Here is a 20,192-nt window from a genome sequence, read left to right on the forward strand (position 1 = left end):
TCTATATACTAGCGTAACAAATGGTCGTTTTGTACCTGTAGATTCAGGAATGTTTTTATTCTTCTAAGGAGCAAAGCCTGCCTGGCTATCCTGCTAGATTTTGGTTCCCAGTTTTTCTTCCAGATAAGCTTTGCTGATTCTGGCGCACTCCAACGGCGTACGTACAGGATCAGGTACCCCATCTAATTCTACAATTGCCCAGCTCTTAAACTTTACTTGTTTTAAGGCTGCAAAAACACTTGGAAGATTAACTTTGCCCTGGCCCAGCTCCACAAAACGGTAAGATTTAGGATCATCTTTGCCCGGAACCGGCGATTCTACGTCTTTGAGGTGAAAGGCTTCAATCCTGTCTTTATAGGTAACGATGGCTTTTGCCGGATCGCCCCCACCCTGAAAATAATGAGCTACATCCAGTAATAATTTAACATATTTGGGATCGCTGGCAGCCATAATCTGTTCTACTTCTTCAGGAGTTTCGCCCAGCTGGTTCATATGGTTATGATAGGCTACTGTAATTCCCAGATCTGCGGTTCTTTTGCCAATCTCTGTCATCAGCATACCCAGGTCTTTGAGTTCCTGCGTTGTGGGCTGACGGTCTTTTGGGCGTGCATTATTTGTGATTTGTAAAAATGGTCCGCCACCAATCTCCTTGAGAAATCTGGCATGTTTGAGATGCTTGTCTATATGTGCTTGTTTTTCAGCCACATTCACATTAATGTTTCCACTGGAAAACACAGGCACTAGTAATTTATGCTTTGCAAGTAACTCTTTCAGTTCTCCTGCTTTATTGGCATAAGTTTCTACGGTGTTAGCACGAAGCTGGATGCCTTTAAATCCTAAAGAGGCGATTTCTTCAATAGCCTGGGCATCTTTACCTCCCCAGGTAATGGAAGCATATCCCAGTTTATAAGGCAGTGTTTCCTTTACTAAACTGGCAAAAGTGGCGGCTGGAATGGCAGTGGCAGCCACTGCAAAGCCCACTTGTTTGATAAAATTTCGTCTGGACGAATAGGTGGACATAGGATGAATGAGATTAAACCAGATGAATGTTCCTTATACACAACTTATCTATAACCAGTTGTACAGATTTTACAGGTAAAAGTACAAATATATGTTTAATAAAGAACATCCTTGTCTCAACTTTAATATTGCCTGAAATGAATAAACAGAAAGCCGCTAATAGAGAATAGATAATATAGGTTGGAGTTGAAGCTTCAAGAATGAATAAAATTTTAGATTATACAATCTGTACACTATCTTGTATTTGCAGATAGTGTACAGATTGATGACGCTGAATTATATTTAGCTGCCCATTTCATTGTTTTTTTCAGCCGCCTTATCACTCAATACAGTTAATATGGAAGGTGCTGCGCTCGACTGGCTTTCAAAACCCTTCTTCCGGCCGGTACTTCCGGTTTCACCTGCTTCAGGCAAGATCCGGTTGATGAGGGCAAATAAATCGGCAGTCGAACCTGGAAACAACCCATGGAATGCTGAAATAAATTTACCAGAAAGAGTGGTAATAAGTTCTGCATCTCCCCGTTTACATGCCTGCAGAATTTGAGCCGCTGTATTTTCAGCACTCATAGAATTGGTCGGCAAAGAATCTACCACATCAAACCAGGCGTACTCTTTCTCATGTTGGCCTTTTACAATTACATTTCTGGGACTTCCGGTACGGGTAAGCCCAGGGCAAACGGTGGTTACCACAATGCCATCTTTTTTGAGTTCTGCATGCATACCTTCCGACAAGCCCACCAACGCGAATTTGCTGGCGCTATAGGGCACCAGATGTGGTAAACTCACTTTTCCGCCTACCGACGAAATATTAACAATGCGGCCCTCGCCTTTTTCCCTCATATGCGGAATTACCGACAACATGGTATACAGCGGAGCCCAGAAATGAGTTTTCATCGCTTCTTCGTACTCCTGTAGGGTCATTGCTTCCATAGGGCCTACCTGAATCACACCAGCATTATTAATCAATACATCCAGGTGGCCATAGTGATTACGGATGTCATTTACCATCTGGCTTACCTGCGAATGGTAGGTAACATCACAGGGAATAGCAAGCACTTCGCCTCCATAGTCAGCTAGTTCCAGTCTGGCTCTCTCCAGTTCATCTATATCGCGGGCACATATAGCCAGCTTTGCCCCTCCTTTTGCCAGCAAGCGGGCCATTACCAATCCCAATCCCCTGGAACCTCCGGTAATCAGCACTACCTTACCGCGGAAACTATATTTTTCTTTTCTGTTCATTAACAGGCTTACGGCTGCTACGGCACCCAAGCCAATAGCGGCCCATAGTAATCCATTGTTAGTTCTGTTGTTCATAGTATTTTTGGTGTAAATCACAGTGAAAAACTATATAGCGTAATTCCAGTTTAAAATATCCTTACACTATTTGTGCTTCTTGGTATGTCTGGCTTTCTAATTTAATCTTTTCATAACCATTTTGCCTATATCAGGTTTTATCTGCATGTACGTAATTGTATCAGATGAGTTGAGAGGAAAAAGGAGTTTGCAGAATGCTTATTGAATCTATGTGAGTATGATGTATGGTGGCAAACCTTATTTTAGTCAAACACATTCCAATCTTTACAAATCCCATCCTTTTTAAATCTTCTATCAATTCAATTTAGCCCCTCGCTCTGACATGATAACAGTTTGTACACATGATAGTGAATATTTACAAGGCTTTTTATCGATTTTGAATCTATCCTACTATGACTCGACTTTAATTTTGCCTGATCATTTGTATAGTTTACGGTATTTTTCCGGAGAAATAAAGTATTAGTCTGACATTATATCTGTCAATAGGAATTCATTTTAGGGTTAAAATGTATAAGAGGTGCCACTTATAAAACTATTAAGCCGAGTACTAATCATTCCTTCAGTTTTTGTACAACACAGAAAAGATGAATAAAGCCTGATTTATTTTTTTACAGGATTATTTTTGCTATTTTTACTTAGAAGCCATTCCCTGTTATTTCATAAGTTACCTTAGTAATGCAATAAGCCTTCTTAGCTCAGTTGGTAGAGCAGCTCATTCGTAATGAGCAGGTCGCCGGTTCGAGTCCGGCAGTGGGCTCACAAAAAACCGCTTAAGTTTCAAAATTTAGCGGCTTTTTATTTTTAGCCTCATTTTTAAGTGATATAGATGGCTTGTTTTTCCTATCGAAAAAGTCTATTTTTAGCTACTCGATATTAACTATCGAGACCTATATCAGACCTGGATTAATATAATAATGAGTATTTCTGCCAAACTATATTGTAAAAAAAGCAGAGTTAAACCGGATGGTACAGCTCCTGTTTACATAGTGTTAAGAATAAATGGGAAGCCAAAACTAATATTAACCGGTAAATATATTAATCCGGATTACTTTGATAATAACTCCGGTAAGGCAAGTAGGGCAGAAGCAAATTCTATGAAGCTGAATGCTTATTTAGGAGCAAAACTTGCTTCTATTGAAAAGATTATCCTTGACTATCAACACGAAGGAAGGGCTATTACCCATGAACTGATAATTCAGGCCTATAACAATGAAGGAAAGCTGCTTTTCATAGATTTTAGCAAACAGGAACTGGAAGCCTCCAGAAAAACGATCAGTACTAAATATTATAACGATACCAGGTACCGTCTTGATAAGCTCGCTAGGTACCGGCCGGATCTCACATTCCAGCATATTACTTTTGATTTTTTGCAGAAGTATCAATATCATTTAGTTGCCAAAGGAGATAAGCCTAATACGATAAAAAGTGATTTCTTCATGATCCGTAAGTTCCTAAACTTAGGGAGAAAGAAAGGGCTTACTAAAATTTATCCTTTTGAAGATTTTGAAATACCTTCTGAAGAATCCGTAAAGGAATATTTAACGCTTCAAGAAGTGGAAGGACTCCATAATTTGTTTGATTCAGAAAGTCTATCAGAGAAGTTACAGAATACCTTGTTCTATTTTTTGATAGCCTGTTATACTGGCCTCAGATTTTCAGATGTAGGCCGCTTAAATGCACTTTATTTAAAATTATCTGGGAAACGCTATTTTATTTCCATTCTGATGAAAAAGACGAAGAAGCCAGTAGAAATCCCTTTAAGCAATAGGGTAGTAAAATTATTATCAAAAAGGCTTGGAGTAAAATATGAGCAGTTAACTGAGCTCGACCTACTGAAAAACGATAGCTTATTTTCAAGAAAGCTTAAACAGAGCAACAGCCGGGTGAATACAGATGTCCGAGAAATTATAGCTATGCAAAAAAATGCCCGGTCTCGAGAAATAACCTCAATGCCCGGATGTTCCTTTAGCCACTTTTCAACGGTTTCTAATTTATCATCTGGTAGTAAATCGATCGGTCTTCGTGTCTCTAAATCTACCAATATAGTGGCATATGTTTGCCCTTTACGTATGGCCCACTCATCAATGCCTACTATCTTAGGAGTAATTATGGAGGGCAAGGCTACTTTCCGCGACAGGTTCAAGAGCGTATCTGCACTCACCAAACTAATGTTGAACAATTGTAGTAGCAGAGCAGTTTTTTCTCCACCCATTTGTAAGGCTAAAGTTTGCAAATACTCTTCCATACGAGTGGTTCTTCGGGCGTAAGCAGTTATAGCAGGAGGCAGTCTTTCACAAAACACTTTTCTTTTACAATCTGCCAAATCACAGAAAAACCGCCTGACATGTAATTCTAAAAGTATTCTTTTATTTGCCTAAGGCAAGTCAGCCACTTTCCTGCCATAACGGCTATGTATCCTTTGGTTACCGCTCTGGCAAAGCGGACAATGCGCCACCGGATGGCTGCTTGTAAGGGATAAGGTAAGCTGTTTTTCTCCGTAACAAATTCCATTTAGTACTAATCCTGGTGTGACTGGCAACAAACATTCAATATTCAACTAGGGCTCCTCTTTTCCTACACAACAATTTGTAGTTGCTATTTACTCCAGAACCCAAATCATCAAAAGTTCGGAAGAACCAGCATCCCCAGAATACGCAATGAGTATGGGAGCAGTGAATATGCTCAAGCGAGATACCGAATACCGAAGATATTACCGAAGGAAAGAAGGCAAACATCATATGTTGATTCTGAACACGATTAGAAATAAGCTCTTGAGTCGCATGTTTGCTGTTATTCGCAGAAACTCCCCTTACATCCTTCTGCAACGATAGAGGCTTGCCCACACTGGTAGCTTCCCCTGTTAGAAGCTCTTTTCAAGGGGAAAAAATTGCTGTCAAGGGCAGCTCTCGGGTAAGGAAGTGGGTAAGCAGCTGTTCATATACCCTTGACAGCAATTTCTGACCCTTATCTTTGCTTGTAAAGGGGAAGCGGGAAATGATGAACTAAACCTGAGGAGGCGTTAGCCTTGGAGAATACTTATGGCTATTACTAGATGGCAGCTTAAAAAAATCCTATTAAAATGCTTGACTTTCTAATAGAACGTGGTGTTAGCCACCGTACTGTTATATGTATTTGGTCTTTATACTTAATCTATATTATTGACGAATTGTATACCACACCCTTGTTCTTGCGGGTAAAATTTAAAGTATTCAATTAATGAATATCGCCCACTAACATAATCCTCATAGGAGATTGCTCCATTTACTAGATTAAAAGGCTTTTTGTCAGTACCAAATCGCCAATGCATACGCTGGTCGGCTAGCAATTGAGTCGCATAAACCTGATTAAACTTTAAACTGAACTTGCCATATTCAAATACAAGCGTATAAGTAGTGTCTTGCAATTGAGATGGTAGAAAGACAGTGTCCTGTGCAACACGGCAAGTAATTTGTTGGCTTGTTCCTTTAAGGATAACTCTAAAGTTTTTATTCAACAAAACAACAGAATCTTCTATTTGAAAGTCAACTTTAACGGCAACTTCTTTCTCAGGACTTTCTCTCTCTTGATTACAAGCAAGGATGAGCAATAAACTACTTAGAACGAACACTGATCGCATTGAGTTAAGTGTTTTTTTTGTAATGGTGGCTAATGGACCATCGCTAAACGCAACTATGGCTGCAAGCTGGAGCCTTGCGCTTTGGAAGCCTAGTTGCCGCATTAGCCGATGTTACCACCTTTTCTTTATTGTTTTTCTGCTACTTTATACTTGAATGTACCAGTATGGTATCTAAAAACACCATCTTTTCCTCTTGATATTGCTACGATGGTTTCAGGAAATACAAAATCACCACTCTTTTGGGGCTTAAGCGCTACAACAATCGTATCATTGATAAGCGCTAATCTTTTATTGCAATCGGCTATTCTATAAGAAATCGTATCAATATATGAACTTGTATCTACCTGACAATCAAAATAAGCTTGGACAAGCTTATGCTCTTTACTAGAAGTAGTTAGTTTAAAGAGCGTTTGTCTACCTACTATGATACTATCCGGTAGATGAGTTATCAGTTTTACATCCTTATCATTTACGTTTAGCTTTTGTTTTGTACCCAAGTATTCAACTACTGCCTGCTTTTCTTGACACGAACTCACTAACCAAACAACAAGTAATAAGTGAAGAATTTTATTCATTCTAATTGGTGGTAGTTAAACTCAGCACAGGAGTCGCCTCCTGTACTGGTCTTCAGAACCGGACTTGACAGCTTTCCCATCATCCGGCTCCTCCTTGGATTGGCTCTTTGTCAAGAGCACCTCTCTTTATTCCCTTTCACTTCATACAGGTCAACAGCAGTTTTCTGGTGATGACAATGCCGATGCAATAGTTGCAGATTGTCTAACCCGTCCTTTCCTCCTTTTGACAGCGGTAGGATATGGTCGGTCTCCAACTGGTCCTCCTTATTAAAGTGTAAATTACACCAATTACATTTCCCCTGTTGCTTTTTGAGCAGTTTTCCTGTCCTTGTACCTACTTGTGGGTGTCGTGCTATGCGGGTAGCCCAGTAAAGCCAATCTCCGTCATAGGGGCTTTTGTTTCCTTTGACTTTGATATGGATTTTGATCTTTACCTCCCTGTGCAAGTCAAGCCTACACTCCTTACCTGCTGAGAAGTCCCATTTGCCCCAGTCTACTTTCCAGTACTTGTGGCATATCCAGCGGCTGCTTTTATTGACATGCCTGCGCTTGGCCCAACTTAACAGTTTTAGAAACAGTAAGTGATCCATCTTTCTGAAAGAAGCTGAAGCGTTCTCACTTGCAAAATAGTTGGCCCATCCTCTGATGATTGGATTGAGTATGCCAATCAGCGCTTCCTGTGGTGCATTCTCATACCGGTGAATCAGGTTTTTGATTGCTTCTGAATGCCTTTTCAAGCTTTGCTTACTTGGGTAGGTCAGCGTGATAAATCCCGAGCGGCTACCGTCCGGATTTTTTTTGCCTCTCCTTTCCCCGGTAGCAAATTGCCTGATGGTGCATCCCAGAAAATCAAAGCCTGCTTCTCCTTCATAGGGCTCAAGACTGTGTAGGATGCGGGTCTTACTCTCTTTTAGCTTCAGTCCCATCGGTGCAAGCCATTCTTCCAGAAAGGATTTTGCTTTCAGTAGTTGGGATAAATCTGCATGCATGGCCACCAGATCATCCGCATAGCGGACAAGGCGCAATTCATAGCAGACCCTTTTACCATTCTCCTGCCTGCGGTATGCCGGACAGGCTTTTTGCAAAGCCTCTTCCATGCCCTGTCTTCCTTAATGAAAAGAGGACTGCTCACTTACCTGTCTGCCTGCAAACCTCATCATTATCTGTTCAATGGCAAAGAATATGGCTCGCAGCTCAGCCGCAAAGGCGTGCAATGGCTCATGCAGGATGCAGTTAGTAAAGCGGGCATCAAAAAGAAAGGCATCTGTGTACATACCCTGCGCCATTCCTATGCCACCCATCTGCTAGAAGATGGATTGGATATTGTCTCCATCAAAGAACTTTTAGGCCATAGCTTCCTGGAAACCACCCTTGTGTATCTGCACATGGCAGGACTTGGCAGAAAAGCTCCTTTCTCTCCCCTGGATACCCTCTATACTAAGGAGGCATGAAGCCTGCCCTAGAGTTAGCCCATATACTGTCGGCTCACTTACATGAGTTTATGGCCACGCATGCAGTCTCTGCTCACAAGTTCTCCACCCTAAAGGCGATTGAGCATTGCCGTACTGCCAGACTAGGCGGCCATATAGATGCCTGTGATAGTTGTGGCTACCTGCGTATTAGCTACAACAGCTGCCGCAACAGACACTGCCCTAAGTGTCAGACTACCAATCGTGAAAAGTGGATTATGCAAAGGGAGGCAGACCTGTTACCGGTCAGCTACTTTCATGTGGTCTTCACCTTGCCCCACTCCCTTAATCTATTGTGCCTGCAGTATCCCCAAGAACTCTACGCTTTGCTCTTCAAGGCAGCCTGGTCTACGATCAACAGCTTTGCCAATAATCCCAAGCATCTGGGTGCTAAAACAGGTATGATCTCCATTCTGCACACCTGGGGGCAGAACCTCTCACTGCATCCACATCTGCATTGTATTGTGCCGGGTGGAGGGATCTCTGGGAGTGGCCACTGGAAAAAGGCCAGAAGTACAGGTAAATATCTTTTCCCGGTCAAAGCACTCAGTAAAGTGTTCCGTGCTCGCTATGTCTCACTACTGAGAAGCTTTCTTTCTGCTAATAAAGCACAGGTGGATAATGGGCTATGGAAAGAGTTATTTGCCAAAGACTGGGTGGTATACTGTAAAAGGCCTTTCTTGGGTCCTGCCCAGGTAATTGAATACCTGGGCAGATATACCCATAAAGTAGCTATCTCTAATCACCGTCTCCAAAGTATAAGTGATGGCAAGGTGAGCTTCGCTTACAAAGATTACCGGCAAGAGGCTAAAAAGAAAACCATGTTTTTAGAGGCTGATGAGTTCATCCGAAGGTTTTCTTTGCACATTCTTCCCCTAAAATTTGTACGCATCCGCCACTATGGCATTTTGTCTTCCAAAGCAAAATCCCATGATTTAGCACTAGCCAGACAAGATTTGAGGGTGACTACTCCAGACAAGATAGCTGTGGACTGGAAAAGTATCTGCAAAGAACGCTTAGGCTATGATGTAGAGCTATGTCCTTGCTGCAGCAAAGGCCGCATGAGAGAAATTCTGCGTTTTCAAGCGGCCCGCTCGCCACCCGAGGCAGCTTACTTGCTATCAGTAGCTTTACACTTGAAAACTGCCTAAAGAAGGCTAAAAAAAGCCACTCAAAAAAGTGGCCGGGAAAGTTATTGCCCGTTGGAATATAGCCACCTTACTTGGAGCCAACATGGCTGCTCAGTTTACAAATAGTGAGATCTTTTCTCTTCCTTTTTTTACACTATCTTCTTTTAGTGTACTACCGCTTCACCCGGAAGCTTCTTCTCTATGGATTGATTCCCCATAAATAAGGGCAGGTTAAACCACCCGGTTTCGTGCAACACAGGGTTCATGGTGGGTTAAGACCACCCCATGAACCCTTATATGTTAGGTGCTGATTTTTACTCTTTCTATTTTAAGTGGCAAGTTCGATGTTTGTGTGAGTTCTACATAAATTTGATCTCCCACAGTATAGTCTTCCTGCTCACTTATGTCAATAGTAAATTCTTCTTGTTCAGTAGTGGTAAGTGTGACCGATTGATTTTTTTCATCTATTGTTTTTCCCATAACAGTGGTAACAAAGGTCCACTTATGCATCAGGGCTAAATCAGATTGAGTTTGCTTCACTCTCTGGTACAATGGACTATATGTTATCTGCCAAAACGAAAGGAATAATAATAGGAAAGGGGTTAAAACAATTATAAACTTAATCATGTATTCATCCCAACTTTTAACAGGCCATCCTTCCACAGGTATATAAGTTAAAAAAAGCGTAGCAACTAAAATCATTGCCAAGAGCTTCCAAATCCCTTTTAGGAATTTCTGATCAGAGACTAGAGAAGATTTTAACTCTTCGATATCTGACGGATTAAATAGTTTTAATTTTTTTGATTTCATTATTTAGCACCTAATGGAGCATGAACCTCCACATACCGTTGCTTGATGAGGTTTTGCATCGGCAGCACGGTTGCTGGCAGGTTTAATACTGACTAACGTCTATGTCTACAGTTAAATTTAGTTCATAGCGAAGCCCACATCCTCAGGCTTCAAGTCCAATTTAGCAATCTTATTTCTGATCCTTTGTACTAGTTTCATCTTTCTTTTCTGATCCATAAATAAGTATTGACTAGGCGGATTATAGGGTACATGTTTGACGATCATATTCCAGATAATGACTGCCAGCTTTCGAGCTGTGGCTGAGATAGCGGCTATTCTACCTTTTCTATAGTTGATGCGGTTGAAGAAATCTGATAGATGGGTGTCTTTGAGATTGCCTATTGTGTTGGCTGCTAACCTGAGCGCAATTTTTAAACGATTACTGCCTTTGGCAATCTTTTTACTTAATACTTTACCGCCGCTAATTTTTATATTGGGGCATAATCTGAGCCAAGAGGTGAATTGTTTGGATGTCTCAAACTTTTTGATCCCTTCACAGCCTACCTCACTCATTAGGGCAATCACTGTTGCATGACTCACTCCTTCAATGCGCATCAGGTCCACCCCATCAAAGTACTGATAAGCAAGTTGATTCAAGTCCATATTTTTTGGCGTATTCTTGTTCACCTTTTTATGCGGCTTAGCCTCCGCCTGTAAAGCTCTTTTTGTCTCATCCCCTTCAATCTGCTCAGAAAGTAGCTTTGCTATAGCTACATCACATTGCTCCATCTTTGCCTGCAGGATTTTATACAGGTCAAATTCCTGTTGTAAGCCAAACAGGTAATCTTTCCTCCCATTACTCTGCAGGGCTTTGGCGATTTCTTCCTCTGATTTACGGCAGTTACCATGACGAAAAGAGGCTAGTACTTGTGGATTGGTTTCTCCTTTACAGACAGCTTCAATGATCTGCAAACCTGTCAGTCCACAGACATCTTTGACCACTATATCTAAACGAAGATTGAGCAATCGTAGGTACTTCTGCATCTTTTGTGTGGTCATCGCAGAGGTCTCCAACAGGGAAGTGCGATGCCGGCAATAAGTTCTCAATTGTTCAGTGGCTAGGTCTGGCAGAAAACTACTACTGAGTAGCCCCAAACTATGTAGCTTCTGTATCCATTGACAATCTTGCACATCGGTTTTGCGGCCTTTGATGTTTTTGGTGAATTTACCATTGCACAGGTATACCTCTAATCCTGCTTCTTGTAGAAAGGAAAATAAACTCTGCCAGTAATTACCAGTACTTTCCATAGCTACGGTGGTAATTTGATTTGCCTTAAGCCAAGCCAGCAATTGGCTTAGATCCTCATTGTAAACGCCAAACTCTCTCACATCTTCTCGTTGTTGGCCGATAGCTACATAATGTGACCGGCTTCCTACATCAATACCGGCAGCATTGCGGTTAATGACTTCCATGGATACAGACTTGTTTTTCATGTTTCTTTACTTGATTAAGTTGAAAAAGTCCCAAGGAAATGTATCTTTGATATGAAAATATACTGATCGGGGTAGCTGATAGCTCCTCCACTGAAATCATCTCAAGCCTTTCTGTTGGAGCAGAAGGGCTTTTTACATTTCTGACCAGAATGTGTCACGGGCTGTAAACACCAGAAAAAAATTGGTCTAGCTTAGGACAAAACAAAAGTACCTACGTTAGCCCAAGAAATCAATGCTTCTTCCGGAATACCAGAATGTTAGGCAACGTTTATTTCTCTTTTCTTATATTTTATGTATATCGCACCACCAATCATCCATAGAGCTGCCAAAAGTAGAAATGCATTTCTTACTGTAGTCTTTACATCCAGGTATGGTTGGGAAACGTGGTAGGTCAAGGTACTTGCTGTTAATACTAACCCTATACTTATTAATACGATAGCCATGAGTTGAGGCTTTATAAAGAAAGTCCTCATCCCATAATAAAAGCATCCACTAATTAAACTAAATAGAATAATACTGAGAAAATCATAAACCCTTCCATTAGAAAGACCATCTAATAAATTTCCTGTTAAGGCTAAGGTCAATAGCGACAAAATAAAAATTGGTATTCTGGTGATTGTAAAGGGAGATACACTTAAACTCTTATTATGCTCATCAACTATGCCTATTATATTTTCACCTGGACTTAAGAGTATAAATCGTCGATGGAAAAGATGATAAGCTATAACCCCAATAACAGATAGGCCCATCGAAATGAGAATAAAAGAGGAAGAAAGAGAGCCACTTATCATCGTGAGCAACATCATTCCTATACCTAACAGATAGCTGATAAAATAAAAGTCAATAAGCCCACCTATTGTTCTTAGTAAAATTCTTTTCATTGTAAAGCTTGAGTATTCTCTTTTAATACTTCAATTCTCCTGGTAGTAAGTAATTATACCTCTCACAAACTTTAAATTGATTTTATGTTGCCTAATGGAGCAAAGCTTCCCGCAAACCAGACCCGCTACGGTGTAGCCCTGAGATAAGCAAGGGCTGGTTGTCGGTTGAAGCTGGCGTTATGGGCATGTTATTTATGCCATTCAATAAAATGAGGAATACAATACTCGAATTTTCCCGTTTCATAAAATAGATTCGCCATTTCTAATGCATTAGCCTTTGAAGTCTTATCTACCTGAAAACCACCCTCAAGAGAATTATCATAAAATCCATGTTTGCCAATTATACCATACTCTTGCAGCAAGCTGTTCACTTCCTCCTGTGAAGTGGTCGCTTTCAGCTTCACTAAGAAATAATCAGTGACAATTTTTATGCTTCCATCCCTAGACATCACACAAGGGCTGGTATAAATTACTTCGGGGCTTTGGTGAAGAGTTGTAATTGCTTTATAGACTTGTTTACAGTCTGTCGAATGGCTTAAACGAGGTACTGAACAGGCACCACATTGTATTTCATCGGCCACTTCTACTTTTTGTAAAACGTTGAATTGAGCAATTGCTTCATTTTTCTCTGCGTAACCATTGGCATTCTTAAATGTTACAAAGATCTTATCCAGATACAAATCTAACTTCACTTTTTGTCCATTGTCGTAAAAGTAAAGTTCCGGACAGGTAATTTCTGGCTCTGCTGTTTTTTTCTCACAGCTTGCTAATAATATAAGTACTAATCCAAGTAATACTTTATAGGTTCTCTTTTTCATTTTAAGGTCTGTTTTTTTCTAAATTGCCCATAACGACTCAACAACTCCCGCACACCATGCCCTTGTGTTGTGGCTTTGCGCTTAGAATGGGCAGGTTGTCGGTTTGAGTTGGGTGTTGCACTAAACCTACGGTAGCCTGTTGGTAGGTGGGAATAGTTATAGGAGTATGTTTCACCAAACTCTTACCACTATGTCAACACCAAACACTAACACCCACCCTACTTTTATCCAACAGGCTTGCCTGAAGGTAAGCGGATTTTCTCTCCTTTACAACATGGATATTCCGGTGATGTTGACCCCCTTTGGCGATACTGACACACCAAAAAGGAAGTGGTTCAAAGAACCCGATGGTCTGACAATGTTAGTGTTTTTTTCTTAAACTTTCACCTTTCAACTCTATTCGGTAAGAGGTATGCAGCAGCCGGTCGAGGATGGCATCGGCAATAGTTGCTTCCCCAATTACTTCATACCAGCTGCTGACCGGTAGTTGAGAAGCAATAATGGTAGAGGCACGGGCATGGCGGTCTTCGATCATCTCCATCAGGTCTAATCGCTGTCCTGCTTCTAAAGGGGTTAAGCCAAAGTCATCCAAAATCAGTAAGCGGGTTTTGGATAGCTTCTCAAAGAACTTGATTAAGCTGCCATCTACCCGGGCCATCTTTGTTTTCAGCAGCAGTTTAGCTACATTAAAATAAGCTACTGAATATCCCTGTGCACAGGCCTGGTGTCCTAAAGCAGAAGCTAAAAAACTTTTGCCTGCTCCAGTAGCACCGCTAATCAGGATGGACTCCCCTTTGATTAAGTACTCTCCTGTGGCCAGCCCGTTGAGCAGGGATTTATCTAAGCCACGTGCGCTACCCGGCTGCAATTCTTCTATAGAAGCCTGGTAGCGGAAAAAAGCATTGCGCTGCAAGCGGCGGAACTTTCGTTCCTTTCGCTCATTTTCTTCTGCCTGCAGCAGTAGTTCGAGTCCCTCGCTCAAGGAGAGTTCATGGCATTTTCTTGTCTCTAGCAGTGCCTGCCAGCTGCGACTCATTCCGTGGAGTTGCAACTGACTGAGTTGGGATTGGATTTGCATCATCTGTTTTGTTAGTTAGGAGTAGATTAGTTGAGGGTGGATAAAAATTGGGTATAATACTCTTTGCCCCGGATGTTAGTATGTTCCGGCAAGGACCGTTCTATAATCTGCTCCTGGTCATGCACCATGTTGTTTTCCAGTAGGTTGCGCATAAAGCGGTAGGTGTAATTGCCATGTTCAATAGCAATCAAACATGCTTTGCGGAAGCTATCTGCATCACTTCTGCTTGCCAGGCGCAACAAGCCATCACAGGTGCGGTATAGCTGCTCAGGATAGCGTTTCTGCTGGAAGAGTCCTTCCAAAAGCTTGTAGAACTCTTCTGATTTACTTTGGGCTTTTTTCAGGTAGTATTCCGGGCTACGTTCCAGGTAGTGCCGATGGTGGGAACACAGGTGTTCTTTGATAGTGGTATAGCTGCCCATGCGGTAATCTCTCACATGCAAAGCTATTTGCTCGCCTTTGCTGTAGATATGCACCATCGAGCGGGTGTAGATCACTTTTACCTGCAAGCCAATGTAAGTGTAGGGTACACTGTAGTAATGTTTATCCTGAGCCAGGTAGATGTGGTTGTTCTGGGCCACTTTCAACTCCCGGTAATACTTGAGTTCAAAACTATAGTCTGGCAGTGGCCCAAGTAGGTGTTTTTCATCGGCTAAGAATTTTTCTTGTCTGCAGTAGGGCTTCTTTTGCATCCTGGTTTGATTATGTTCACGGATTTTCTCCTTGATGGCTTTATTGAGGGAGGAAAGATCAAAGAACTGTTGATGGCGCAGTTTAGCATAGACCCTGTTATAGATCAGCTTTACCCCGTTTTCTACCAAGGCCTTGTCCTGTGGTTTACGCACTCTGGCCGGAATCACCACTGCCCCATAATGATTAGCAAAATCTTCCATGGCACGATTAACATCCGGTTCATAGGGACTGGCTTTCACAATGGCAGACTTTAAGTTATCCGGTACCAGCACCTTTGGCACACCACCGATCTCTTCTAAACAGCACCGGAGGGCATACAGGAAGTCTTCTATATTTTGACTGGGAACAGCCATGGCAAAGCTGTAGTCAGAATAAGGCAGACAAGCCGCAAACACTTGACAATAGATCACTTCGCCGGTGTCTTTGTCAATGTAGGAAAGCTTTTTTCCGGCAAAATCGATAAATAGTTTTTCAGCCGCTTTGTGAGTTAGGACCATGGTAGGTTTACGGGCCAATAACTGCTGAGAGAGGTGGAAACAGAACTGGGAGTAGCCGTAGCCTTGGGCATACTCTTTTTTATACTCTTCCCACAGCAATCTTCTGTTGACACCTACCTGCTTGAGTTCTGAGGCAAAGTAGTCGAGCTTTTCTTTGAAGTGGTCAAAGCGGGTGTCTTTGTAGGCAGGATTACCGGCATGGTATTTTGCTTCCAGCAGCGGATCGGCTAGGGACAGCAGTTGCTCCACGCTTAATGGCAGCAGGGCTGTTTTGGCAAGATACGCCTTGACCGTATTCTTGCTCAGGGAAAGACTGCGGGCAATGAACTTAATGCCTTTACCTTGCTGATGCAGCAGCAGTAGTTGTTTGATCTGACTCATAGGTTTTGGTTTTCCAGCCATCGGTGCTCTGTTTGGTAAGTGATCACCAAAGAACCAAATCCTGTAGTCTTTTACGAGCAGAAGGGGGTCAGCATCGTCCGGAATCTTTCCTGCAAGGGCTGGTAGAGTCCGGAATTAGTAGCTATAGCTGCTCAAAAGTGGGGTCAATATCTGCCGGAATGACATAATCTGCAGCTTTTTAGCTACTTACTTGCCGGAATCCGGGGCTTCAAAAGGGGTCAGCATGCTCCGGATTCTCCAACAACAAGCTGGAAAGGGATATCTCCCTGTCTGGCAGAAGTCTGAGCACGTTAAAAAACTACTCCCGCCACATGGCTCAGATTGCTCTCTACTACAATCAGTTGCCTACCGAACTAGACGAAGATCAGGTCAGAGATTACCTGTGGATGCTGCAGAAGAAAACGAACAAGCCTTCTAAAAGCTCTTTCAAACATGCTGTCTATGGCCTGCGCCTGCTCTACCGGCTTACCGGCAGAGATGACCGGGCTATCCGCCTACCTTCCATCCCTAAAGTACACAAACTGCCAGCGGTCCTCAGTAAGCAGGAAGTCAAAGCTCTGCTCAAAGCACCCCGTCTGTTAAAGCACCGGGTGCTGCTGGCCTTAATCTATTCAGCAGGCCTTCGCATGCAGGAAGTATGCCGGCTTGAGATCTCAGATTTAGATTTTGACCGCATGCAGATCCACATTCGCCAAAGCAAAGGAAGAAAAGACCGCTATGTACCCCTCTCCCAGCTGATGAAAAGAGGACTGCTCTCCTACCTGTCTGCCTGCAAACCCCACTACTACCTCTTCAATGGCAAGGAATATGGCTCGCAGCTCAGCCGCAAAGGCGTGCAATGGCTCATGCAGGATGCAGTTAGTAAAGCGGGCATCAAAAAGAAAGGCATCTGTGTACATACCCTGCGCCATTCCTATGCCACCCATCTGCTAGAAGATGGATTGGATATTGTCTCCATCAAAGAACTTTTAGGCCATAGCTTCCTGGAAACTACCCTTGTATATCTGCACATGGCAGGACTTGGCAGAAAAGCTCCTTTCTCTCCTCTAGATACCCTCTATACAAAGGAGGCATGAAGCCTGCCCTAGAGTTAGCCCATATACTGTCGGCTCACTTACATGAGTTTATGGCCACGCATGCAGTCTCTGCTCACAAGTTCTCCACCCTAAAGGCGATTGAGCATTGCCGTACTGCCAGACTAGGCGGCCATATAGATGCCTGTGATAGTTGTGGCTACCTGCGTATTAGCTACAACAGCTGCCGCAACAGACACTGCCCTAAGTGTCAGACTACCAATCGTGAAAAGTGGATTATGCAAAGGGAGGCAGACCTGTTACCGGTCAGCTACTTTCATGTGGTCTTCACCTTGCCTCACTCCCTTAACCCATTGTGCCTGCAGTATCCCCAAGAACTCTATGCTTTGCTCTTCAAGACAGCCTGGTCTACGATCAACAGCTTTGCCAATAATCCCAAGCATCTGGGTGCTAAAACAGGTATGATCTCCATTCTGCACACCTGGGGACAGAACCTCTCACTGCATCCACATCTGCATTGTATTGTGCCGGGTGGAGGGATCTCTGGGAGTGGCCACTGGAAAAAGGCCAGAAGTACAGGTAAATATCTTTTCCCGGTCAAAGCACTCAGTAAAGTGTTCCGTGCTCGCTATGTCTCACTACTGAGAAGCTTTCTTTCTGCTAATAAAGCACAGGTGGATAATGGGCTATGGAAAGAGTTATTTGCCAAAGACTGGGTGGTATACTGTAAAAGGCCTTTCTTAGGTCCTGCTCAGGTGATTGAATATCTGGGACGTTACACCCACAAAGTAGCTATCTCCAATCACCGCCTCCAAAGTATAGAGGATGGCAAGGTGAGCTTCGCTTACAAAGATTACCGGCAAGAAGCAGCAAAGAAAACCATGAGTTTGGAGGCTACTGAGTTCATCAGGCGTTTCAGCCTGCACATTCTGCCACCAAAGTTTGTCCGCATCCGCCACTATGGCATTTTGTCTTCCAAAGCAAAAGCCCATGATTTAGCACTGGCCAGACAAGATTTGAGAGTAGCTACGCCGGAAAAAAGAGTGTCGGACTGGAAAAGCATCTGCAAAGAACGCTTAGGCTATGATATAGACCTGTGTCCTTGCTGCAGCAAAGGCCGCATGAGAGAAATCTTGCGCTTTGAAGCAGCCCGTTCCCCACCTGATAGGGCTTACCTGCTATCGATAGCTTTACACTTGAAAACTGCCTGAGTAGAATAAAAAAGCCACTCAAAAAATTGGCCGGGAAAGTTATTGCCCATGTTGGAATATAGTCACCTTACTTGGAGCCAACACGGCTGCTCAGTTTACAAATAGTGAGATCTTTTCTCTTCCTTTTTTTACACTATCTTCTTTTAGTGTACTACCGCTTCACCCAGAAGCTTCTTCTCTATTGATTGATTCCCCATAAATAAGGGCAGGTTAAACCACCCGGTTTCGTGCAACACAGGGTTCATGGTGGGTTAAGACCACCCCATGAACCCTTATATGTTGGCTGTAGTACTTATTGTTTCACACACTATTGGATGGTTAGTTCTGTTACTTCTCCTGCTTTTATTTGAAAAGCTTTATAATAGCTATTGGCTTGATCTGCACCAGGAATGTAGTAGACTAACATATAATTTCCATAGTTGAGATCCTCAACCGTACTAACTCCTTTTTCATCAATTTGTAATCCTTTTAGTGGACTTCTGTACTCACCTACCACATAAATCTCAGGATGAAAAGTTGTGCTTAATTGTGCTTTATTAAGAAAGGTGATTTTTACATCTCCTGTTAGAGTGAAATTTGTTTCTTCATCCTTTTCACAAGAAGCAAATAGACCCACAGCTAGTAGTAAACATGATATTCTTTTCAACACTTTGTAGAAATTCATTTTTATTTAGAATTTAATAGTTTCTATTTATTACTATTGGATAAAGAGATGTAACAAAGATTTTTATGAATTACAGCCAATGGACACAGCTTTACGACGCCAAGCCTTCTTGCGTCAGATTTGAGCGTTTGGCAGGCTGGTGAGCGTCTAAAGCCGATGTTGGCAGTACACTTTTTATCTATGAGATTCCTAGTGATCTTTCTTGTATCTTTATCCAACAAAAGAAAAGCCAAATATAATCTGTCTCTCCTGCAGCTCCATATTCCTCAATTGTTTCTCCTTCGTAAATCGTACTTTTTGGAATCAAATTATTTTCTCTTAATTGAACGAAGTAATAATAATTATCTTCTTTCTTATCGAAAGGGGATGTATCGTCATCTAAATCAAATTGAGAAAATATGGGTTTTGCAATTGTTCCTTGAAAAACAGTTTGAAAATGTTTTATATGTTTAGAATCTAACTCGATATTGCAAAGCACATTTACCTGACTAGTCCATTGATAAGTTGGGAAAGTTGTATGTGTGTTATTAATAGCTTTTTTTATAAGTAGATCTGTCCCACTAATCCACATTGTTGTAAGATTAAGCACATAAAGTATTGGAATTGAAATTACTATTTTAAATATGCTATTCATTTTTATTAAAGTTACTGCCAACGAATCAAAGGCAACCGGAGACCGATCCCGCTGCGGTGGAGCACTGTGCTGGGAAAGGGCCGGTTAACGGTTTGCCTGGTGTTGTAGGCAGGCTTTTAATATACATCCACCGCAATTAATTGAATCGAAGTAGGAATCTGTAAAGAATCCATTTTATTATTCATTTCTTCCTTTGTCATTCCACCCCATACTGTGGGTACTTTCGTGTTAAGTATCCAATAATCAGTCTTTTCTTGAACTGTTGCCACTCGCCTTTCTGCTATAACGAAAGTTTTATAATGATTAATTCTAATTATTTCACTGGGTATCCTGGGAGTATTCTCTCCCCAGGTTTCTGGGGAAACAAAAACTTCATGAGCTGAACTTCTATAGAGCAAGTACCCGTTTTGAATTGGTTTGGAATAGTCTTGATGTCCCGGTCCAAAAATCATTGTTTCCGGAGGAGATGTTTTTTGACATCCAACCCCTATCGTAAGTATTAATCCAATCCTTAATACAAGAAACCTGCTTCTATTCATTTAAGTATTTTTGCTTGCCTACAATGGAACAAAGCTTCCCGGCGGCAAGCCCTTGTGCTTAGGTTAAGCTTGGAATGGGCTGCTGATCGGACGAAGTTGGTGTTAGGTGCTGGTTTTCGCCCTTCTTTATGTTCTCACTTTAAAGGGATTTTTCAATCCTAATAAAGCAGCTAATCCAATTATGAAGGATATCCCAATTGAGTATCGAAGTATTACCTCTAAGTTCTTAGCAAGAATATATTCAGTCGTTTGGGGTCCATCGTATTGTTTGTAATAGCCCCAATTATAATAAACATTAATTAAGTAACCGACTATACTCAAGACAGTTATAATA

Annotated in this window: 21 protein-coding genes, 1 tRNA gene and 2 pseudogenes; 8 read left to right on the forward strand and 16 right to left on the reverse strand. The window is 42.0% G+C overall.

The genetic code is table 11. The annotated features are described in order from the left end of the window. Positions 1 to 93: 93 nt before the first annotated feature. Positions 94 to 1,020: a sugar phosphate isomerase/epimerase family protein gene (locus GXP67_RS05450; RefSeq protein ID WP_162442221.1), complete on the reverse strand. Its 927-nt coding sequence runs from the start codon at positions 1,018 to 1,020 to the stop codon at positions 94 to 96. Positions 1,021 to 1,302: 282 nt separating this feature from the next. Continuing rightward, positions 1,303 to 2,334, reverse strand: a complete 1,032-nt coding sequence (locus GXP67_RS05455; RefSeq protein WP_162442222.1) for an SDR family NAD(P)-dependent oxidoreductase — start codon at positions 2,332 to 2,334, stop codon at positions 1,303 to 1,305. A gap of 684 nt (positions 2,335 to 3,018) precedes the next feature. Here GXP67_RS05455 and GXP67_RS05460 point away from each other — a divergent pair. Both GXP67_RS05460 and GXP67_RS05465 read left to right on the forward strand, forming a co-directional pair. Next, positions 3,019 to 3,091, forward strand: a tRNA-Thr gene (locus GXP67_RS05460). Positions 3,092 to 3,248: 157 nt separating this feature from the next. Further along, a pseudogene (locus GXP67_RS05465) lies at positions 3,249 to 4,166 on the forward strand (phage integrase SAM-like domain-containing protein); the annotation flags it as partial. 173 nt (positions 4,167 to 4,339) lie between these two features. Here GXP67_RS05465 and GXP67_RS38175 read toward each other — a convergent pair. The 5 genes and pseudogenes from GXP67_RS38175 to GXP67_RS05485 form a co-directional block, all read right to left on the reverse strand. Beyond that, positions 4,340 to 4,579: pseudogene (locus GXP67_RS38175) on the reverse strand (hypothetical protein); the annotation flags it as partial. 107 nt (positions 4,580 to 4,686) lie between these two features. Beyond that, positions 4,687 to 4,845, reverse strand: a complete 159-nt coding sequence (locus GXP67_RS05470; protein WP_162442224.1) for a hypothetical protein — start codon at positions 4,843 to 4,845, stop codon at positions 4,687 to 4,689. A gap of 634 nt (positions 4,846 to 5,479) precedes the next feature. Then, positions 5,480 to 5,950, reverse strand: a complete 471-nt coding sequence (locus tag GXP67_RS05475; RefSeq protein ID WP_162442225.1) for a hypothetical protein — start codon at positions 5,948 to 5,950, stop codon at positions 5,480 to 5,482. 125 nt (positions 5,951 to 6,075) lie between these two features. Then, positions 6,076 to 6,525: a hypothetical protein gene (locus tag GXP67_RS05480; protein WP_162442226.1), complete on the reverse strand. Its 450-nt coding sequence runs from the start codon at positions 6,523 to 6,525 to the stop codon at positions 6,076 to 6,078. Positions 6,526 to 6,635: 110 nt separating this feature from the next. After that, the gene (locus tag GXP67_RS05485; protein ID WP_232064951.1) at positions 6,636 to 7,622 is read right to left on the reverse strand and encodes a group II intron reverse transcriptase; all 987 of its coding nucleotides are present in this window, start codon (positions 7,620 to 7,622) and stop codon (positions 6,636 to 6,638) included. A gap of 15 nt (positions 7,623 to 7,637) precedes the next feature. Between GXP67_RS05485 and GXP67_RS05490 the strand changes: the two genes are divergently transcribed. From GXP67_RS05490 to GXP67_RS05500, 3 genes are read left to right on the forward strand one after another with little or no spacing between them, the layout of a single operon-like run. After that, complete coding sequence (locus tag GXP67_RS05490) at positions 7,638 to 7,976, forward strand: tyrosine-type recombinase/integrase (protein ID WP_232064953.1); 339 nt, start codon at positions 7,638 to 7,640, stop codon at positions 7,974 to 7,976. Next, on the forward strand, positions 7,973 to 9,145 hold the full coding sequence (locus GXP67_RS05495) for an IS91 family transposase (RefSeq protein ID WP_162442229.1): 1,173 nt from the start codon (positions 7,973 to 7,975) through the stop codon (positions 9,143 to 9,145). The genes GXP67_RS05490 and GXP67_RS05495 overlap by 4 nt, the downstream gene beginning before the upstream one ends. Positions 9,146 to 9,173: 28 nt before the next feature. Further along, positions 9,174 to 9,344: a hypothetical protein gene (locus GXP67_RS05500; protein ID WP_162442230.1), complete on the forward strand. Its 171-nt coding sequence runs from the start codon at positions 9,174 to 9,176 to the stop codon at positions 9,342 to 9,344. An 80-nt stretch (positions 9,345 to 9,424) separates the two neighbouring features. On the opposite strand, the gene GXP67_RS05505 is transcribed toward GXP67_RS05500, so the two are convergent. The 4 genes from GXP67_RS05505 to GXP67_RS05520 form a co-directional block, all read right to left on the reverse strand. Next, positions 9,425 to 9,934: a hypothetical protein gene (locus tag GXP67_RS05505; protein WP_162442231.1), complete on the reverse strand. Its 510-nt coding sequence runs from the start codon at positions 9,932 to 9,934 to the stop codon at positions 9,425 to 9,427. A gap of 117 nt (positions 9,935 to 10,051) precedes the next feature. Next, a complete protein-coding gene (locus GXP67_RS05510) occupies positions 10,052 to 11,407 on the reverse strand; it encodes an IS110 family RNA-guided transposase (RefSeq protein ID WP_162442232.1) in 1,356 nt (451 codons plus the stop codon). A gap of 257 nt (positions 11,408 to 11,664) precedes the next feature. Beyond that, positions 11,665 to 12,288 (reverse strand): hypothetical protein, encoded by a 624-nt coding sequence (locus GXP67_RS05515; protein WP_162442233.1) that lies wholly within the window; start codon positions 12,286 to 12,288, stop codon positions 11,665 to 11,667. Between the two features lie 188 nt (positions 12,289 to 12,476). Continuing rightward, on the reverse strand, positions 12,477 to 13,106 hold the full coding sequence (locus GXP67_RS05520; RefSeq protein ID WP_162442234.1) for a hypothetical protein: 630 nt from the start codon (positions 13,104 to 13,106) through the stop codon (positions 12,477 to 12,479). Between the two features lie 190 nt (positions 13,107 to 13,296). Between GXP67_RS05520 and GXP67_RS05525 the strand changes: the two genes are divergently transcribed. Continuing rightward, positions 13,297 to 13,485 (forward strand): hypothetical protein, encoded by a 189-nt coding sequence (locus GXP67_RS05525; protein ID WP_162442235.1) that lies wholly within the window; start codon positions 13,297 to 13,299, stop codon positions 13,483 to 13,485. Here GXP67_RS05525 and istB read toward each other — a convergent pair. Together istB and istA are read right to left on the reverse strand one after the other, a co-directional pair. After that, positions 13,468 to 14,187 carry an IS21-like element helper ATPase IstB gene (gene istB, locus GXP67_RS05530; protein WP_162442236.1) on the reverse strand — a complete coding sequence of 240 codons (720 nt, stop codon included), beginning with the start codon at positions 14,185 to 14,187 and terminating at the stop codon, positions 13,468 to 13,470. The two genes, GXP67_RS05525 and istB, sit on opposite strands and share 18 nt — an antisense overlap. 23 nt (positions 14,188 to 14,210) lie before the next feature. Further along, entirely contained in the window at positions 14,211 to 15,776 is a 1,566-nt protein-coding gene (istA, locus tag GXP67_RS05535) for an IS21 family transposase (protein ID WP_162442237.1), read from the reverse strand. Positions 15,777 to 16,042: 266 nt separating this feature from the next. On the opposite strand from istA, the gene GXP67_RS05540 reads away from it, so the two are divergent. Together GXP67_RS05540 and GXP67_RS05545 are read left to right on the forward strand one after the other, a co-directional pair. Next, on the forward strand, positions 16,043 to 16,852 hold the full coding sequence (locus GXP67_RS05540) for a tyrosine-type recombinase/integrase (RefSeq protein WP_232065269.1): 810 nt from the start codon (positions 16,043 to 16,045) through the stop codon (positions 16,850 to 16,852). Further along, positions 16,849 to 18,021, forward strand: coding sequence for an IS91 family transposase (locus tag GXP67_RS05545; RefSeq protein ID WP_162442238.1), 1,173 nt, complete (start codon positions 16,849 to 16,851; stop codon positions 18,019 to 18,021). Before GXP67_RS05540 ends, GXP67_RS05545 begins: the two co-directional genes overlap by 4 nt. A 307-nt stretch (positions 18,022 to 18,328) precedes the next feature. Here the strand turns inward: GXP67_RS05545 and GXP67_RS05550 are convergent, their stop codons facing one another. The 3 genes from GXP67_RS05550 to GXP67_RS05560 form a co-directional block, all read right to left on the reverse strand. Continuing rightward, positions 18,329 to 18,685: a hypothetical protein gene (locus GXP67_RS05550; protein ID WP_162442239.1), complete on the reverse strand. Its 357-nt coding sequence runs from the start codon at positions 18,683 to 18,685 to the stop codon at positions 18,329 to 18,331. 178 nt (positions 18,686 to 18,863) lie between these two features. Continuing rightward, a complete protein-coding gene (locus GXP67_RS05555; RefSeq protein WP_162442240.1) occupies positions 18,864 to 19,319 on the reverse strand; it encodes a hypothetical protein in 456 nt (151 codons plus the stop codon). A gap of 116 nt (positions 19,320 to 19,435) precedes the next feature. Beyond that, positions 19,436 to 19,858 carry a DUF3997 domain-containing protein gene (locus GXP67_RS05560; protein WP_162441746.1) on the reverse strand — a complete coding sequence of 141 codons (423 nt, stop codon included), beginning with the start codon at positions 19,856 to 19,858 and terminating at the stop codon, positions 19,436 to 19,438. Positions 19,859 to 20,192: the final 334 nt, after the last annotated feature.

The sequence above is a fragment of the Rhodocytophaga rosea genome, assembly GCF_010119975.1.
Taxonomy (GTDB): Bacteria; Bacteroidota; Bacteroidia; order Cytophagales; family 172606-1; genus Rhodocytophaga; species Rhodocytophaga rosea.

Bases quoted from the DNA above. Each gene is read 5' to 3' on its own strand.
- GXP67_RS05520 (WP_162442234.1), bottom strand. From the start codon at position 13,106: ATGAAAAAGAGAACCTATAAAGTATTACTTGGATTAGTACTTATATTA.
- GXP67_RS05475 (WP_162442225.1), bottom strand. From the start codon at position 5,950: ATGCGATCAGTGTTCGTTCTAAGTAGTTTATTGCTCATCCTTGCTTGT.
- GXP67_RS05560 (WP_162441746.1), bottom strand. From the start codon at position 19,858: ATGAATAGAAGCAGGTTTCTTGTATTAAGGATTGGATTAATACTTACG.
- GXP67_RS05525 (WP_162442235.1), top strand. From the start codon at position 13,297: ATGTCAACACCAAACACTAACACCCACCCTACTTTTATCCAACAGGCT.
- GXP67_RS05470 (WP_162442224.1), bottom strand. From the start codon at position 4,845: ATGGAATTTGTTACGGAGAAAAACAGCTTACCTTATCCCTTACAAGCA.
- GXP67_RS05480 (WP_162442226.1), bottom strand. From the start codon at position 6,525: ATGAATAAAATTCTTCACTTATTACTTGTTGTTTGGTTAGTGAGTTCG.
- GXP67_RS05485 (WP_232064951.1), bottom strand. From the start codon at position 7,622: ATGGAAGAGGCTTTGCAAAAAGCCTGTCCGGCATACCGCAGGCAGGAG.
- GXP67_RS05515 (WP_162442233.1), bottom strand. From the start codon at position 12,288: ATGAAAAGAATTTTACTAAGAACAATAGGTGGGCTTATTGACTTTTAT.
- GXP67_RS05545 (WP_162442238.1), top strand. From the start codon at position 16,849: ATGAAGCCTGCCCTAGAGTTAGCCCATATACTGTCGGCTCACTTACAT.
- GXP67_RS05550 (WP_162442239.1), bottom strand. From the start codon at position 18,685: ATGAATTTCTACAAAGTGTTGAAAAGAATATCATGTTTACTACTAGCT.
- GXP67_RS05450 (WP_162442221.1), bottom strand. From the start codon at position 1,020: ATGTCCACCTATTCGTCCAGACGAAATTTTATCAAACAAGTGGGCTTT.
- istB (WP_162442236.1), bottom strand. From the start codon at position 14,187: ATGATGCAAATCCAATCCCAACTCAGTCAGTTGCAACTCCACGGAATG.
- GXP67_RS05490 (WP_232064953.1), top strand. From the start codon at position 7,638: ATGAAAAGAGGACTGCTCACTTACCTGTCTGCCTGCAAACCTCATCAT.
- GXP67_RS05510 (WP_162442232.1), bottom strand. From the start codon at position 11,407: ATGAAAAACAAGTCTGTATCCATGGAAGTCATTAACCGCAATGCTGCC.
- istA (WP_162442237.1), bottom strand. From the start codon at position 15,776: ATGGCTGGAAAACCAAAACCTATGAGTCAGATCAAACAACTACTGCTG.
- GXP67_RS05505 (WP_162442231.1), bottom strand. From the start codon at position 9,934: ATGAAATCAAAAAAATTAAAACTATTTAATCCGTCAGATATCGAAGAG.
- GXP67_RS05555 (WP_162442240.1), bottom strand. From the start codon at position 19,319: ATGAATAGCATATTTAAAATAGTAATTTCAATTCCAATACTTTATGTG.
- GXP67_RS05455 (WP_162442222.1), bottom strand. From the start codon at position 2,334: ATGAACAACAGAACTAACAATGGATTACTATGGGCCGCTATTGGCTTG.
- GXP67_RS05495 (WP_162442229.1), top strand. From the start codon at position 7,973: ATGAAGCCTGCCCTAGAGTTAGCCCATATACTGTCGGCTCACTTACAT.